The organism is Polaromonas sp. CF318 (assembly GCF_000282655.1).
Taxonomy (GTDB): domain Bacteria; phylum Pseudomonadota; class Gammaproteobacteria; order Burkholderiales; family Burkholderiaceae_C; genus Polaromonas.
The window spans coordinates 54562-67573 of sequence record NZ_AKIV01000043.1 but is presented as its reverse complement, the minus strand read 5'-3'; the positions used below and the strand labels follow the sequence as shown (position 1 = coordinate 67573).

General features: G+C 65.5%; 16 protein-coding genes. 6 read left to right on the top strand and 10 right to left on the bottom strand.

Going from position 1 to position 13012, the window contains the following annotated elements; all coding sequences use genetic code 11:
* The first annotated feature begins 50 nt into the window (after nucleotides 1-50).
* On the top strand, nucleotides 51-659 hold the full coding sequence (locus tag PMI15_RS06525; RefSeq protein ID WP_007865465.1) for a trimeric intracellular cation channel family protein: 609 nt from the start codon (nucleotides 51-53) through the stop codon (nucleotides 657-659).
* Here PMI15_RS06525 and tadA read toward each other — a convergent pair.
* From tadA to guaB, 6 genes are all read right to left on the bottom strand, one after another.
* A complete protein-coding gene (gene tadA, locus PMI15_RS06520; RefSeq protein WP_007865462.1) occupies nucleotides 643-2043 on the bottom strand; it encodes a tRNA adenosine(34) deaminase TadA in 1401 nt (466 codons plus the stop codon). The genes PMI15_RS06525 and tadA overlap by 17 nt on opposite strands.
* Nucleotides 2044-2068: 25 nt before the next feature.
* The gene (locus PMI15_RS06515; RefSeq protein WP_007865460.1) at nucleotides 2069-2299 is read right to left on the bottom strand and encodes a hypothetical protein; all 231 of its coding nucleotides are present in this window, start codon (nucleotides 2297-2299) and stop codon (nucleotides 2069-2071) included.
* A gap of 1 nt (nucleotide 2300) precedes the next feature.
* Complete coding sequence (locus PMI15_RS06510; protein WP_036837761.1) at nucleotides 2301-2939, bottom strand: FMN-binding negative transcriptional regulator; 639 nt, start codon at nucleotides 2937-2939, stop codon at nucleotides 2301-2303.
* Nucleotides 2940-3003: 64 nt separating this feature from the next.
* A complete protein-coding gene (locus PMI15_RS06505; protein ID WP_007865453.1) occupies nucleotides 3004-3588 on the bottom strand; it encodes a 2'-5' RNA ligase family protein in 585 nt (194 codons plus the stop codon).
* 20 nt (nucleotides 3589-3608) lie between these two features.
* Nucleotides 3609-5228: a glutamine-hydrolyzing GMP synthase gene (gene guaA, locus PMI15_RS06500; RefSeq protein WP_007865448.1), complete on the bottom strand. Its 1620-nt coding sequence runs from the start codon at nucleotides 5226-5228 to the stop codon at nucleotides 3609-3611.
* Nucleotides 5229-5295: 67 nt separating this feature from the next.
* Nucleotides 5296-6765, bottom strand: coding sequence for an IMP dehydrogenase (gene guaB, locus PMI15_RS06495; protein WP_007865446.1), 1470 nt, complete (start codon nucleotides 6763-6765; stop codon nucleotides 5296-5298).
* Nucleotides 6766-6964: 199 nt separating this feature from the next.
* On the opposite strand from guaB, the gene PMI15_RS06490 reads away from it, so the two are divergent.
* Nucleotides 6965-7501 carry a DUF4124 domain-containing protein gene (locus PMI15_RS06490; protein ID WP_007865444.1) on the top strand — a complete coding sequence of 179 codons (537 nt, stop codon included), beginning with the start codon at nucleotides 6965-6967 and terminating at the stop codon, nucleotides 7499-7501.
* A gap of 43 nt (nucleotides 7502-7544) precedes the next feature.
* Here PMI15_RS06490 and PMI15_RS06485 read toward each other — a convergent pair whose 3' ends face one another.
* Together PMI15_RS06485 and PMI15_RS06480 are read right to left on the bottom strand one after the other, a co-directional pair.
* Nucleotides 7545-7901, bottom strand: a complete 357-nt coding sequence (locus tag PMI15_RS06485; RefSeq protein WP_007865442.1) for an RnfH family protein — start codon at nucleotides 7899-7901, stop codon at nucleotides 7545-7547.
* Nucleotides 7888-8334: a type II toxin-antitoxin system RatA family toxin gene (locus PMI15_RS06480; RefSeq protein WP_007865440.1), complete on the bottom strand. Its 447-nt coding sequence runs from the start codon at nucleotides 8332-8334 to the stop codon at nucleotides 7888-7890. The genes PMI15_RS06485 and PMI15_RS06480 overlap by 14 nt, the downstream gene beginning before the upstream one ends.
* Nucleotides 8335-8401: 67 nt before the next feature.
* On the opposite strand from PMI15_RS06480, the gene smpB reads away from it, so the two are divergent.
* The 4 genes from smpB (at nucleotide 8402) to PMI15_RS06460 (ending at nucleotide 10827) form a co-directional block, all read left to right on the top strand.
* Complete coding sequence (gene smpB / locus PMI15_RS06475) at nucleotides 8402-8935, top strand: SsrA-binding protein SmpB (protein ID WP_007865439.1); 534 nt, start codon at nucleotides 8402-8404, stop codon at nucleotides 8933-8935.
* Nucleotides 8936-9036: 101 nt separating this feature from the next.
* Nucleotides 9037-9411: a hypothetical protein gene (locus PMI15_RS06470; RefSeq protein ID WP_007865436.1), complete on the top strand. Its 375-nt coding sequence runs from the start codon at nucleotides 9037-9039 to the stop codon at nucleotides 9409-9411.
* Nucleotides 9412-9438: 27 nt separating this feature from the next.
* Nucleotides 9439-9960 carry an RNA polymerase sigma factor gene (locus PMI15_RS06465; RefSeq protein ID WP_007865432.1) on the top strand — a complete coding sequence of 174 codons (522 nt, stop codon included), beginning with the start codon at nucleotides 9439-9441 and terminating at the stop codon, nucleotides 9958-9960.
* A gap of 12 nt (nucleotides 9961-9972) precedes the next feature.
* Nucleotides 9973-10827, top strand: coding sequence for an anti-sigma factor (locus PMI15_RS06460; protein ID WP_007865425.1), 855 nt, complete (start codon nucleotides 9973-9975; stop codon nucleotides 10825-10827).
* 14 nt (nucleotides 10828-10841) lie between these two features.
* Here PMI15_RS06460 and PMI15_RS06455 read toward each other — a convergent pair whose 3' ends face one another.
* Together PMI15_RS06455 and PMI15_RS06450 are read right to left on the bottom strand one after the other, a co-directional pair.
* Nucleotides 10842-11969, bottom strand: coding sequence for an enoyl-CoA hydratase/isomerase family protein (locus PMI15_RS06455; RefSeq protein WP_007865422.1), 1128 nt, complete (start codon nucleotides 11967-11969; stop codon nucleotides 10842-10844).
* Complete coding sequence (locus tag PMI15_RS06450; protein ID WP_007865420.1) at nucleotides 11966-12841, bottom strand: DMT family transporter; 876 nt, start codon at nucleotides 12839-12841, stop codon at nucleotides 11966-11968. The genes PMI15_RS06455 and PMI15_RS06450 overlap by 4 nt, the downstream gene beginning before the upstream one ends.
* Nucleotides 12842-13012: the final 171 nt, after the last annotated feature.

Here is a 13012-nt window from a genome sequence, read left to right as displayed (position 1 = left end):
CCGCCGCAACTTTCCCCGGCGGCACGGCAGCGGGTATAAACGGGACCACCATGATGCTGTATGCGCTGGACCTGCTGGGCGTTGCCGTCTTTGCCGTGAGCGGCGCACTGGCGGCCGGGCGGCTGCAACTGGACCTGCTGGGCGTGCTGGTGCTGGCGGCGCTGACCGCCATAGGCGGCGGCACCCTGCGCGACCTGTTGATGAACCGCCACCCGGTGTTCTGGATGGCCAGGCCCGCCTACCTGCTGGTGATCGCTGCGGCGGCGTTGGGCACCGTGCTGTATGTGCAGCTGTTGCCGATCCCGACGCAGGCCCTGCGGGTGGCCGACGCGCTCGGACTGGCGCTGTTCGCGCTGTCGGGCGCGCAATTGGCCGAAGCCGCGCGGCTGTCGCCCATCATCGTGGTGGTGATGGGCACCATGACGGGCGTGGCGGGTGGCTTGATGCGCGACCTCTGCAGCAACCAGGTGCCGCTGCTGCTGCGCCAGGACATATATGCCAGCGCCGCGATCGCCGGGATCACGCTTTACCTGCTGCTGAAGGCCTTGGGACTCAAGCCTTCATGGGCATTCGGCGCGGGCCTGGCGGCCGTGGCGGCGCTGCGGATCGGCGCCATCTTCATGGGCTGGCATTTGCCGGTCTTCAGGCTGCCGGGCTGAAAAACGCCAGGGCCCGGCGCGCGACCGGCTCGCCGTGCTCCTGCACAAAATGCCCGGCCTGTTCGAGCACCACGGGTTCACCGCAGCCGCGGATCAGGGCCCGCAGCCCACGCATGACGGGCGGGCCCAGCACCGGATCCTGCGCGCCCACCACCATCAGGCTGCGGCCCGTCCAGTCGTTTTGCCAGAAATCGCGCGCCTGCCGTGAGATGGCGGCGCCGTCGGCATCGGGGCTACCGGGCACCATGGGCGGGAAGGCGCGCAAGGCCGCCCGGTGGCCTTTATCCGGGAAAGGCGCGCTGTAGGCCGCGCACTCGGCGGCACTCATCTGCGGGTTGCCGCGGGCGAACAGGCGCGCCACATCGAACTCGGGATTTTTTGCGCACATCTCGCGCCAGGCCACAAAGCCCGCGGGCAGCGGCGCATCGCCGGTGCCCAGTGTGGTGTTCATGACCAGCAGCCCCTTGTAGCGCTGCGGCGCCGCCATGGGCAGCGTGAGGCCCAGCAGGCCACCCCAGTCCTGCACCACCAGCACCACATTCCGCAGGTCCAGGCTTTCGACCAGCTCCAGGAGGATCTGGCGATGGGTGCTGAAGCTGTGGAAGCTGTCCTTCTTGGGCTTGTCGCTTTTGCCGAAGCCGATCAGGTCGGGCGCGACCACGCGATGCCCGGCCTCCAGCAGCACGGGAATCATCTTGCGGTACAGATAGCTCCAGGCCGGGTTGCCGTGCAGGCACAGGTAAGTCACGCCGCCCTCGCCTGCTTCACCTTCTCCGCCTTCATCGAGGTAATGCAAGCGCAGCCCGCCCAGTGCCGGCAGCTCACTGACGTAGCGGGGCTGCCAGGGGTAGCCTGGTAAATCATCGAAAGCCGCTTCGGGCGTGCGCAGCGCGTCGTCGCGCAGCGGATGGGCCAAGCGGGCCTCTTCGCGCTTGTCGGCCCGGCGTTGGCGGAAGAAACCCTGCAGCAGTTCACCGCACTCCCCCGCCAGCACGCCGCCCTGCAAGACCGTCTGGTGGTTCAGCCGGGCTTCGGCAAACAGGTTGAGGACCGAACCGGCTGCGCCGGTCTTGGGGTCGCCCGCGCCGAACACCACGCGTTTGAGCCGCGCATGCAGCATGGCGCCGCTGCACATGGCGCAAGGCTCGAGCGTGACAAAGAGTTCGCAGTCGTCGAGCCGGTAGTTGCCCAGCGCCTGCGCCGCAGCGCGCAAGGCCACGATCTCGGCATGCGCCGTCGGGTCGTGCCCGTCGACTGGTGCATTGCGGCCGGTCGCAATGACCTCGCCGCGCCGCACCACCACCGCGCCCACGGGCACTTCGCCCGCGGCAGCGGCCTGGCGTGCCTGGGCCAGCGCCTGTTGCATGAAGTTCTCGTCGCTCATGGAATGGCAGCGGCTGCCGTCGGCCTTATTTCTCTTCCGGCATGGGGCGGGCCTGCTGCAGGGCGCCCTCCACGGCCTGCTTGACCTGCTGCTGGGTTTGCTGGCTGCGCACCTGCGGCGGCGCGTCAGCGGAAATGGCGGGCATCCCGGGCGTCGCGGGAACAGCCGCCTGCGTGCCGCCCAGCTGCTTTTTGACCAGCAGGCCGATGATGGCCACAACGACCAGCAGGCCCACGATGCTGAAAATACCGCGCATATCAAGCCTCCTTTGGGGTGTCGTTGCCGGCGGCCATGCCCAGGCGGTCCATCCAGCCGGCCAGCGCCTGTTCGTTTTCATTGCCGGCGGCGTAAATGGTCTTCATCGCGGCATGGGCCTCGCGCCTGTGCTGGTTGATTTTGAGCTTGCACTGCAGCTCAGTCACCAGCAGTTCAAAACCCACGATACCGGCCAGCATCTTGTGGGCGAACTCCTCGCCCTGGTCACGCCACTGCTGAGCAAAAGGCGGCTCGTGGTCGCCTATGAGTTTCTTGAGCAAACGGTCCTTGGCCGCCGGGTCTTCAATCAGCGTGGCCCGCACGGTGCAGTGCACCGCCAGGTAGTTCCAGGTCGGCACCCGCGCCAGGTCGGGATAGACCTTGGGCGACAGGTAGGCATGGGGACCGAGAAATGTCACGACGGCCTGGGGCCTTGCCTGCAGGTAGCGCCAGTGCGGATTGGGCTTGGCCACATGGCCCAGCAACACCATCTGCTCGCCCTGCATTTCCAGGTGCAGCGGCAGGTGCGTCACATAAGGCAGGCCCGCGTCGTCGACGCTGATCAGGCTGGCGAAGGGGTGCTCATTGATCAGCGCCGTGGCCTGGGCGCTGTCGCCTTTGAATTGGGGTGGCAGGTACATGGGCTGAAGCATAGGCCAAAACCGGGCAGATTTCCCGGGCCTGCCAGCGCGGCCGGCCAAAGACTCAGGGCCGCAACGGCCAGCGCGCCAGCGGGATATGCAGGGTCTGGCCGATCAGGCTGCGCACCAGGATAAACTCGCCGGCCGTCCAGCGGATGGGTTCAATCGCCTGTTCGGCCACCGCGCGATCGTCGTAGAGCAGGGTGACGTGGGGGGTGTAAGCCGGTTTCGCCCAACGCCCCAGCCCGGCCTTGGCCATCTCAACACCCAATGCCCGCTGGAACACCATCAGTTCGGCAAGGCCGGCATCGCCGCGCAACACAAAAGGCCGGTTGCGCGGGGAACTCGAAAAGCTCACGGCCCGGTCGAAGGTGACCGAAAACGGCGCCGCCCTGACCGCGGCGGCGGCCCTGCTCGCCATGTCAACAATGCCCTGGTCCAGGCCGGCATAGTCACCCAGGTGGTGCAGCGTGACGTGAAAGCGCTCGGTTTTCAGCGGCGTACCGTGCAGGCCGTGCTGCGCGCGCAGTTGGCGGGCGCACTCGGCAATGCGTGCCGCGGCCTCGGCGTCGGGGAAGAGCGCGAAAAACAGCCTGTCCGTCGGCTTGGCGTCTTGTTCAAAGTCGAATAGGGAGGATTGCCCAGGCATGGTTCAGGCCTCCACTCCAGTCACTCCCACTCGATGGTGGCCGGCGGCTTGCTGCTGACGTCGTAGGTCACGCGGTTGATGCCGCGCACCTCGTTGATGATGCGGCCGGAGACCTTTTTGAGCAAAGCATAAGGCAACTCGGCCCAGTCGGCGGTCATGAAGTCGCTGGTCTGCACCGCGCGCAATGCCACCACATAGTCGTAGGTCCGGCCGTCCCCCATCACGCCCACGCTTTTGACCGGCAGGAAGACGGTGAAGGCCTGGCTGGTGAGTTCATACCAGGTCTTGCCGCTGGCCGCGTCCTTGAAGTTGCGCAGTTCCTCGATGAAGATCGCATCGGCGCGGCGCAGCAGGTCGGCGTATTCCTTTTTGACTTCGCCCAGGATGCGCACGCCCAGGCCGGGACCCGGGAACGGGTGGCGGTAGACCATGTCGTGCGGCAGGCCCAGTGCCACACCGAGTTCGCGGACCTCGTCCTTGAACAGTTCGCGCAGCGGTTCCAGCAGCTTCAGGCCCAGCTGCTCGGGCAGGCCGCCGACGTTGTGGTGGCTTTTGATGGTGACGGCTTTTTTGCTCTTGGCGCCGCCGGATTCGATGACGTCGGGGTAAATCGTGCCCTGAGCCAGCCACTTGGCGCCCTTGTGGCCGCCGTCGCCGGCCTTGAGGCGTGCAGCCTCGGCCTTGAACACCTCGACGAACTCGCGGCCTATGATCTTGCGCTTGGCCTCGGGCTCGCTCACACCGGCCAGGTGGCCGAGGAACTGGTCGCTCGCGTCGACGCGGATCACCTTGGCGTGCAGCTTGCCGACAAACATGTCCATCACCATGTCGCCCTCGTTCAGGCGCAGCAGGCCGTGGTCGACGAAAACGCAGGTCAGCTGGTCGCCGATGGCGCGGTGGATCAGGGCCGCGGCCACCGAGGAATCGACGCCGCCCGACAGGCCCAGGATGACTTCCTCGTCGCCGACCTGCTGGCGGATTTTTTCGACGGCTTCGCTGATGTAGTCCCCCATGACCCAGTCCTGGCGCGTCCCGCAAATATCGAGCACAAAACGCTTGAGGATGGCGTTGCCCTGCTTGGTGTGCGTGACCTCGGGGTGGAACTGCACCGCGTAGAAGCGGCGCTCCTCATCGGCCATGCCGGCGATGGGGCAGGAATCGGTGGAAGCCATGAGCTTGAAGCCGGGCGGCATTTCGGTGACCTTGTCGCCGTGGCTCATCCAGACGTCGAGCATGCCCTGGCCTTCGGGCGTGGTGTAGTCGGCGATGTCCTTGAGCAGCGCCGTGTGGCCGCGGGCGCGCACGTCGGCGGAGCCGAATTCGCGCTTGTGGCCGCCTTCGACCTTGCCGCCCAGCTGGTGCGCCATGGCCTGCATGCCATAGCAAATGCCCAGTACCGGAATGCCGAGCTCGAAGACGGATTGCGGCGCCTTGTCGGTGGTTTCCTCGTAAATACTGGCGTGGCTGCCGGAGAGGATCACGCCTTTGAGCGTGCCGTCCTTGGCGTATTCGCGGACCCATTCGTCGCTGACGTCGCAGGGGTGGACTTCGCAGAAGACGTGGGCGTCGCGCACGCGGCGGGCAATCAGCTGGGTGACCTGGGAGCCGAAATCGAGGATGAGGATTTTCTGGTGTTGCATGAGGGGCTTCTTCAAGGCAAAAAAAGAAAGGGCGTCTTTCAAGACGCCCTGGCCGGCTGGGTCAAACTCAATCGGCGCGGTAGTTTGGCGCTTCTTTCGTGATCTGCACGTCGTGTACGTGGCTTTCACGAATGCCTGCCGAGGTGATTTCGACGAATTCGGCCTTCTCGCGCATGTCCTCGATGGTGGGGCAACCGCAGTAACCCATGCTGGCCCGCAGGCCGCCGGCCATCTGGAACACGATGGCGACCATGGAACCCTTGTAGGGAACCCGGCCTTCGATGCCCTCGGGCACCAGCTTGTCGGCGTTCGGGTTGCCGGTGCTCGATTCCTGGAAGTAGCGGTCGGCGCTGCCCTGCTGCATGGCGCCTATGCTGCCCATGCCGCGGTAGCTCTTGTAGCTGCGGCCCTGGAACAGGATGACTTCGCCCGGGGCTTCCTCGGTGCCGGCGAACATGCCGCCCATCATGACCGTGTTGGCGCCGGCCGCGATGGCCTTGGCGATGTCACCGCTGTAGCGGATGCCGCCGTCACCGATCAGGGGGACGCCGGTGCCGCGCAGCGCGGTGGCGACGTTGTCGATGGCCATGATCTGCGGCACGCCGACGCCGGCGACGATGCGGGTGGTACAGATGCTGCCGGGGCCTATGCCGACCTTGACGCCGTCGGCGCCGGCTTCGACCAGCGCCAGCGCCGCTGCGCCGGTGGCGATATTGCCGCCAATGACGTCGACCTGGGGATAGTTCTGCTTGACCCAGCGCACCCGGTCGAGCACGCCCTTGCTGTGGCCGTGGGCGGTATCGACCACGATGGCGTCGACGCCGGCCTTGACCAGGGCCTCGACGCGCTCTTCGGTGCCCTCGCCCACGCCGACGGCGGCGCCCACACGCAGCTGGCCGTGCGAGTCACGCGCGGCGTTCGGGAAGGTGGTCTGCTTGGTGATGTCCTTGACGGTGATCAGGCCCTTGAGCTCGAAGTTGTCGTTGACCAGCAGCACGCGCTCCAGGCGGTGCTTGTTGAGCAGCGCCTTGGCGTCGGACAGCGAGGCGGTTTCGGAGATGGTGATCAGGCGCTCGCGCGGCGTCATGATGGTGCTGACTGGCACGTCCATGCGCGATTCGAAGCGCATGTCACGTCCCGTCACGATGCCGACCACCCGGCCGCCGTCAATGACGGGGAAGCCGGAAATGCCGAGCTGCTCGCTGAGCGCCATGACCTGGCGCACGGTGTGGGTGGGGGTGATGACGACCGGGTCGCGCAGGACGCCGCTTTCGTAGCGCTTGACCTTGGCGACTTCAGCGGCCTGCTGCTGGGCCGTGAGGTTTTTGTGGACGATGCCTATGCCGCCTTCCTGGGCGATGGCGATGGCCAACCGGGCTTCGGTGACCGTGTCCATGGCCGCCGACACGAGCGGCAGGTTCAGGCGGATGTTTCGGGAAAATTGGGTGGAAAGTGAAGTGTCCTTGGGCAGGACCTGGGAGAACGCTGGCACCAACAATACGTCGTCGAAGGTGAGCGCTTTGCCGAGTAGGCGCATAGGGATGGCTCCAAAAACACGATTGTACCCTTGTCGCAAAAACCCGTCGGTACTAACCCCTAGCCCTTCCGCCGCCGCCCTGGCACCGCTCTCACCGTTGTTGCGCCCAGGTTGTAAAAAGGCTGCTTTGCCTCCTCTTTGCGCCCCGTTTGCGTCCGAACGGGCAAAAAACCGCGCCACACAGCGCTACACTGGCGAAATGGACCTCAAACTCGTCTCAAGAACACTCATACTGGCCGTCGCCGGCGGCGCATTTTCACTGACCGCCCTGGCGCAATGGCAATGGATAGACAAGGACGGCCGCAAGGTCTATAGCGACCGATCCCCACCGTCCGACATCCCGGAAAAAAACATCCTCAAAATGCCGCGCGGCGGCAAGGGGAAGTCCGGAATGGTTTCGGTCCCAGAGGAGACGGCGACGGCTTCCGCCGCAGCCGCCTCGGCACCGAAAAGTGATCCGAACGCACCCAAGCTGACCGGCAAGGACGCGCAGCTCGAAGCCAAGAAAAAGCAGGCGGAAGACGAGGCGGCCGCGAAAAAGCAGGCGCAGGAGGAGCAAGTCTCCAAAGCCAAGGCGGAGAACTGCGAACGGGCGAAAAAATCGCTGGCAGGCCTGCAATCAGGCCAGCGGGTCCCCATCACCAATGCCAAGGGCGAACGCGACTACATGGATGACAACGCCAGGGCCGCGGAAATCAAGCGTACCCAAGGTATTGTGAGCAGCGACTGTAAATAGGCAGGAGGCGTTGAGCCCGCGGGCCTCGCCCCTGCTCTTCATTTCAATAGCCGGCCTTGGCGCCGGCCCGGGTTTTGGCAAACAGCCCGGCCCGCTTGGCGCCCTGGCGGTTGAACCTCTCCCGGCGCGCCACCTTGGGGTCCACGCGCAGGCCGCGGTAGATTTCCACCCTGTCCTGGTTGTGCAGCACATGTCCCGGCGTGGTTTTGCGGCCCCAGATGCCCAGCACCAGGCGGACGGTCCGCAGTTCGGGAAATTCGTCCAATATTCCGCTGACCGCCAGGGACTGGGCGACCGTTGCGCCGGCTGCCAGCTCCAGCGTCCATTCACGCACCTGCCGCGGCGCGGGGGAATAAACCAGGGTGATTGCCAGCGGCGTACCGCCCTCAGGGCTCGCCATAGACGTCCGAGGCTCTTTTGACAAAAGCATCGACCAGGCTGCCCGCGATCTTGTCGAACACGGGACCGACCAGCGCCGCCAGCGCGGCATTGTCGAAGTCGTAGCGCAGGCTGAACTCCACCTTGCAGGCGCGTTCGCCGCCCTTGCCCACGGGCGTGAAGTCCCAGTGGCCGTCCAGCTTTGAAAACGGGCCGTCGACCAGCTTGAGGCTGACCTTGCGGTCCTTTTCGTGGATGTTGCGTGTGGTGAAGCTTTGTGAAAGGCCGGCGATGGAAATGCCGACCTTGGCCGTCATGCCCTGCGCGTTTTCTTCCAGCACCGAGGCCTGATCGCACCACGGCAAAAACTCGGGATAGCGCGCGACGTCGGTGACCAGGGCATACATCTCGGCGGCGCTGTACCAGATTAAAACGGACTTGTGAACGGTTTTCATACAATGGAAGGCTGGGCGCAATTGTATTGGCACTGTACTTTCCGGTTTTCGCCCCCATTCTTTATCCATGGCCACCAAAGAAGCATCCTCCTCCAAAAAAACGGCCGCAACGCCTTCCGCCAAGCTGTCCCCCAAGGCCGCTGCTGCCGCCGTGCGCATTGCCGACAACAAAAAAGCCCTCTTCAATTACCACATCGAGGAGCGCTTTGAGGCGGGCATGGTGCTCGAAGGCTGGGAAGTGAAGTCCCTGCGCGAAGGCAAGGTGCAGCTCACCGACGGTTATGTCGTGGTGCGCGGCGGCGAGCTGTTCATCATCGGCTGCCAGATCAATCCGCTGGGCACGGCCTCCACCCATGTGCGGCCCGACTCGGTGCGGACCAAAAAGCTGCTGATGCACAAGGAAGAAATCCGCAGGCTGGTCGGCAAGGTCGAGCAAAAAGGCTTCACCCTGGTGCCGCTGAACATGCACTGGAAGGCCGGCAAGGTGAAGTGCGAGATCGGCCTGGCCAAGGGCAAGGGCGAACACGACAAGCGCGACACCATCAAGGACCGCGAAGGCAAGCGCGAGGTCGAACGCGCAATGAAATCCCGCAACCGCTAGCGGATTCGGGTATTTTTCGGGCTGGATGGAATAAAGGCCGCCTTGCCGGTGTTTATCCCGGTGCAGACAGCTTCTGCCTCAACCCTCACCCGGAGACTTCCATGAAATTCCTGTCCATTGCCTTCCTGACCGCCGTCCTGCTCGGCGGCTGTGCCAGCATGACGTCCAAACATCCTGCCACCGTCGCCGACGGCGTGCTGGTCGGCCCCAGTGGAATGACGCTTTACACCTTTGACCGCGATACGGCAGGTAGCGGCAAGTCCGTTTGCAACGGCCCCTGCGCGACCAACTGGCCGCCCCTGATTGCCACGCCCACGGCCCAGCCGCTGGGTGAATACACCCTCATAACCCGGGATGACGGTAGCCGCCAGTGGGCCATGAAGGGCAAGCCGCTGTACTACTGGATCAAGGACAGCAAGCCCGGGGACAAGACCGGCGACGGCGTGCAGAACGTCTGGCGCGTCGCGAAACCCTGAGCGATCGGCTGAAGCGGGAAGACTTGCATGACAAATTTCCCGCTGACCGACCATATCCCCAGCCTGCGGCGCTATGCGCGTGCGCTGACGGGCGACGCCTGGACGGCCGACGACCTGGTGCAGGACACGCTGGAACGCGCCTGCGCCAAATGGCGGCTGTGGGTGGTGGGCAGCGACCTGCGTGCCTGGCTGTTCACGCTGATGCACAACATCTTCGTCAACCAGGTTCGCCGCTCCCTGCGGCAGGCGGCTGCGGGCGCGACGGTCAATGTCGATGAGGTCGAGAACGAGCTTGCGGCGCCGGAGGCCGGCACCGCCCAGTCGCTGGACCTGCAGCGCTGCCTGCTGCGCCTGCCCGAAGACCAGCGGGCCGTGCTGCTGCTGGTCAGCCTCGAAGACCTCAGCTATGAGGAAGTCGCAAAAATCACCGGCGTGCCGGTCGGAACGGTGATGTCCCGGCTGTCGCGCGCGCGCAGCCGATTGCGCGAATTGATGGACGGCCCGGCCCCGGTGGCCGTCGCACCGGCCCAGCTCAGGCGCCTGAAGTAAAGGCAGGACCCCATGGAAAAACCCCACGACGCATCGCATGCCCCCCAAGGCGAAGTCCTGCACGACCGGATCAACGCCCTGGTCGACGGCCGCTTGCCGACGGCCCGGCAGGCTGAACTCGAGGCGCAACTGGGCGAAGACACCGCCGCCCGCGAGACCTTGCAAGCCTGGACGGCGCAGCGCGAGGCCTTGCGCGCCCTGCACCGTCCCTTGCTGGACGAGGCCATCCCTGACGCCTTGCTGGCCGCCGCGCGCCGCGGCCAGGCGGCCAAGCAGCACATCGACCAATGGCGGCGCTGGGGCGGCATGGCGGCCGCCGTGGTGCTGGCCTTTAGCATGGGCTGGCTGTCGCATGGGCAGCCCGGCAGCCCGGCACCGCAGCAGCTGGCCTCCGCGCGTTCGGCGCAATCCTTTGTGCGCCAGGCTTCGCTGGCGCATGCGGTGTTTTCACCCGAGGTGCGCCATCCCGTCGAAGTCACCGCCGCGCAGCAGGAGCACCTGGTGCAGTGGCTGTCAAAGCGTGTGGGCCGGCCGCTGAAAGTACCGGTGCTGGCGGCCGAAGGTTATGAGCTGGTCGGCGGCAGGTTGCTGTCCGGTGACGGCGGCGCCCGCGCGCAATTCATGTTCCAGAACGCGGCCGGGCTGCGCCTGACGCTGTACCTGGGCGCCGTGGATGCGGTTTCAGCCGCCGCGTCGGCGCCCCAGCCGCCCTCCCAGGCCACGCAGGAAACCGCCTTCCGCTACAGCGGCGACGGTCCGGTTCCCTCGTTTTACTGGGTGGACCAGGGTTTCGGTTATGCGCTGAGCGGGGCCGTCTCGCGCGATGAATTGATGAAGCTGGCGCAGCGGGTGTACCAGCAGCTCTGAGCCTGCGGGCTCTCTTACTTCAGCCCGCGCAGGGGATGCGTTTCAGGCATCCAGGGGCTGGCAAAAAACGCATCCGCCATGCCAGGCTTGACGTCTTCGATGCGCGCCGGGTTCCATTGCGGCTTGTAGTCCTTGTCAATCGCCAGCGCGCGTATGCCTTCGACGGTCTCGCCGGCTGCGCCTGGGCGCAGGTGAAAGCAGTGGTGCACCATGTCGCGCTCCATGCGCAGGTCGTCGGCCAGGCCCATGCCGCGCGCGCGGCGGATCTGCTCCAGCGTGACGTGCAGCATCAACGGCGAGCGTTTGCGCAAGGTCGCGGCGGTTTTAGCCGCCCATGGATCCGGCGAGGCTTCCAGCGCGTCGACGATATGTTTCACCCGCTGCAGGGAAAAATAGCCGTCGATCCGGCTGTCGGCCTTGGGCTGGCGGGTACGGCCCACTGTCCACTGCGCCGCTATCCATGCCTGGGCGTCCGCGGCCGAAGCAAAGGCCTGGTCGCCCAGCGCTTCCCACAGTTCAGGCAGGCGGGCCGCCTCGACCTGGATGTCGGCCAGGCCGTAGTCCATCGCCTCCTCCGCGCCAATGACATCACCCGTCAGCGCGAGGTATTCGCCGGCGTGGCCGGGGCAGCGGCCCAGGAAATAACCGCCGCCCACATCGGGAAACAGGCCGATATTGGTTTCCGGCATGGCCATCTTGGTGTGCTCGGTCACGATGCGCACGCGAGCCCCTTGGCTGATTCCCATCCCGCCGCCCATGACCACACCGTCCATGAAGGCGACGTAAGGCTTGGGGTAGGTATGGATCAGGTGGTTGAGGGCGTACTCCTCGGTGAAGAAATCCTCCAGCGCGGAATCCCCCGCGAACACCGCCTGGTGGAAAAAGCGAATGTCACCACCCGCGCAAAAGCCGCCGAACAGGCTCTGCGGTGTGCCGGGCTGGCCTTTTTTGTTGCTGCCGCGTATGGCCACGACATGGACCGCCGGGTCGTCGCGCCAGGCCAGCAAGGCGGCGGATAAGGCCCGAATCATGCCCAGGGACAGCGCATTGAGCGCCTTGGGGCGGTTCAGGGTGATGAGCCCGGCGCCGCCGCGGCGCTCGAGCAGCACCTCGGTCCTCGTCTCCGTGTTCATGCCGCTCATGCCCGCTGCCTCCATCCAATCAGTTCATTGACCACCAGCGCGCCTATGACCAGCGCACCGCCCGTCAGCACGCTGGCGCCGGGCACCTCGCCCGCGCCGAACCAGGCCAGCAGGATCCCGAAAATCACTTCCAGCAGCGCCAGCAAGGCGACTTCCGGCGCCTTGAGCACGCCGGCGCACATCACCGACAGCACGCAGGGAATGGCCAGTTGCACCAGGCCCAGCAGCGCCAGCAGGCCGACGTCATGCGCCGTGGCGGAAAACGGCAGCGACAGCGGCAAGGTCGCCAGCGTAGAAATCACCGCGCCCAGCAGTACCGCGGGCACCAGGTCGACATTCTTGCCGTGGGCGCGGCTGTGCTGCACCACCGTCCAGTTGCTGGCGCTGGCCAGCGGCACCATCAGAGCCACCAGGGTTCCGCCGATGTGGCTGGAAAGGTCCATCTGGCCGCCGTACATCCAGGCAATGCCGGCGCCAGCCATGGCAATCGCCAGCCAGGTGCGTGCCGGAATCTTGTGGCCGATGAAGGCGCGGGCCAGCAAGGCCGTGATGAAGGGGCTGACCGCCATGGTCACCAGCACGTTGGCCACGGTGGTCAGCGTGAGCGCGACCATGAAGGCGGTGAACATCATGCTCCAGCAGACACCCGACAGCCAGAAGGCCAAGCCGCCGTTGCGGATCTTGCTAAACACCGCCCTGCCCTGGAAAAACGGCAGGATGACCAGCAGCGACACCACCGTGAAAAAGCTGCGCCAGAAGGTGACTTCAAAGCTGCGGGCCGACTCCAGGTGGCGGGTCACCACACCGGCGATGGACCACATCATGGTCACCAGGATCATCAGGAAAACGGCGCGGGAATGCGTGAGTTTCATGGGCTTGCAATCATTTCAGGCTGCTAGGCAAACATAAAAGGCCGCTGGAGCTTGCACACACAGCGGCCTGGTTTTCAAGCGCGCTCCTCCGTTACCAGCAGGGGCCGCGGAACCGGCTTTGCCGGGCCGCAGGCGCAGCGGCCCCCTCGGGGGCAGAGAGCTACACGCAGT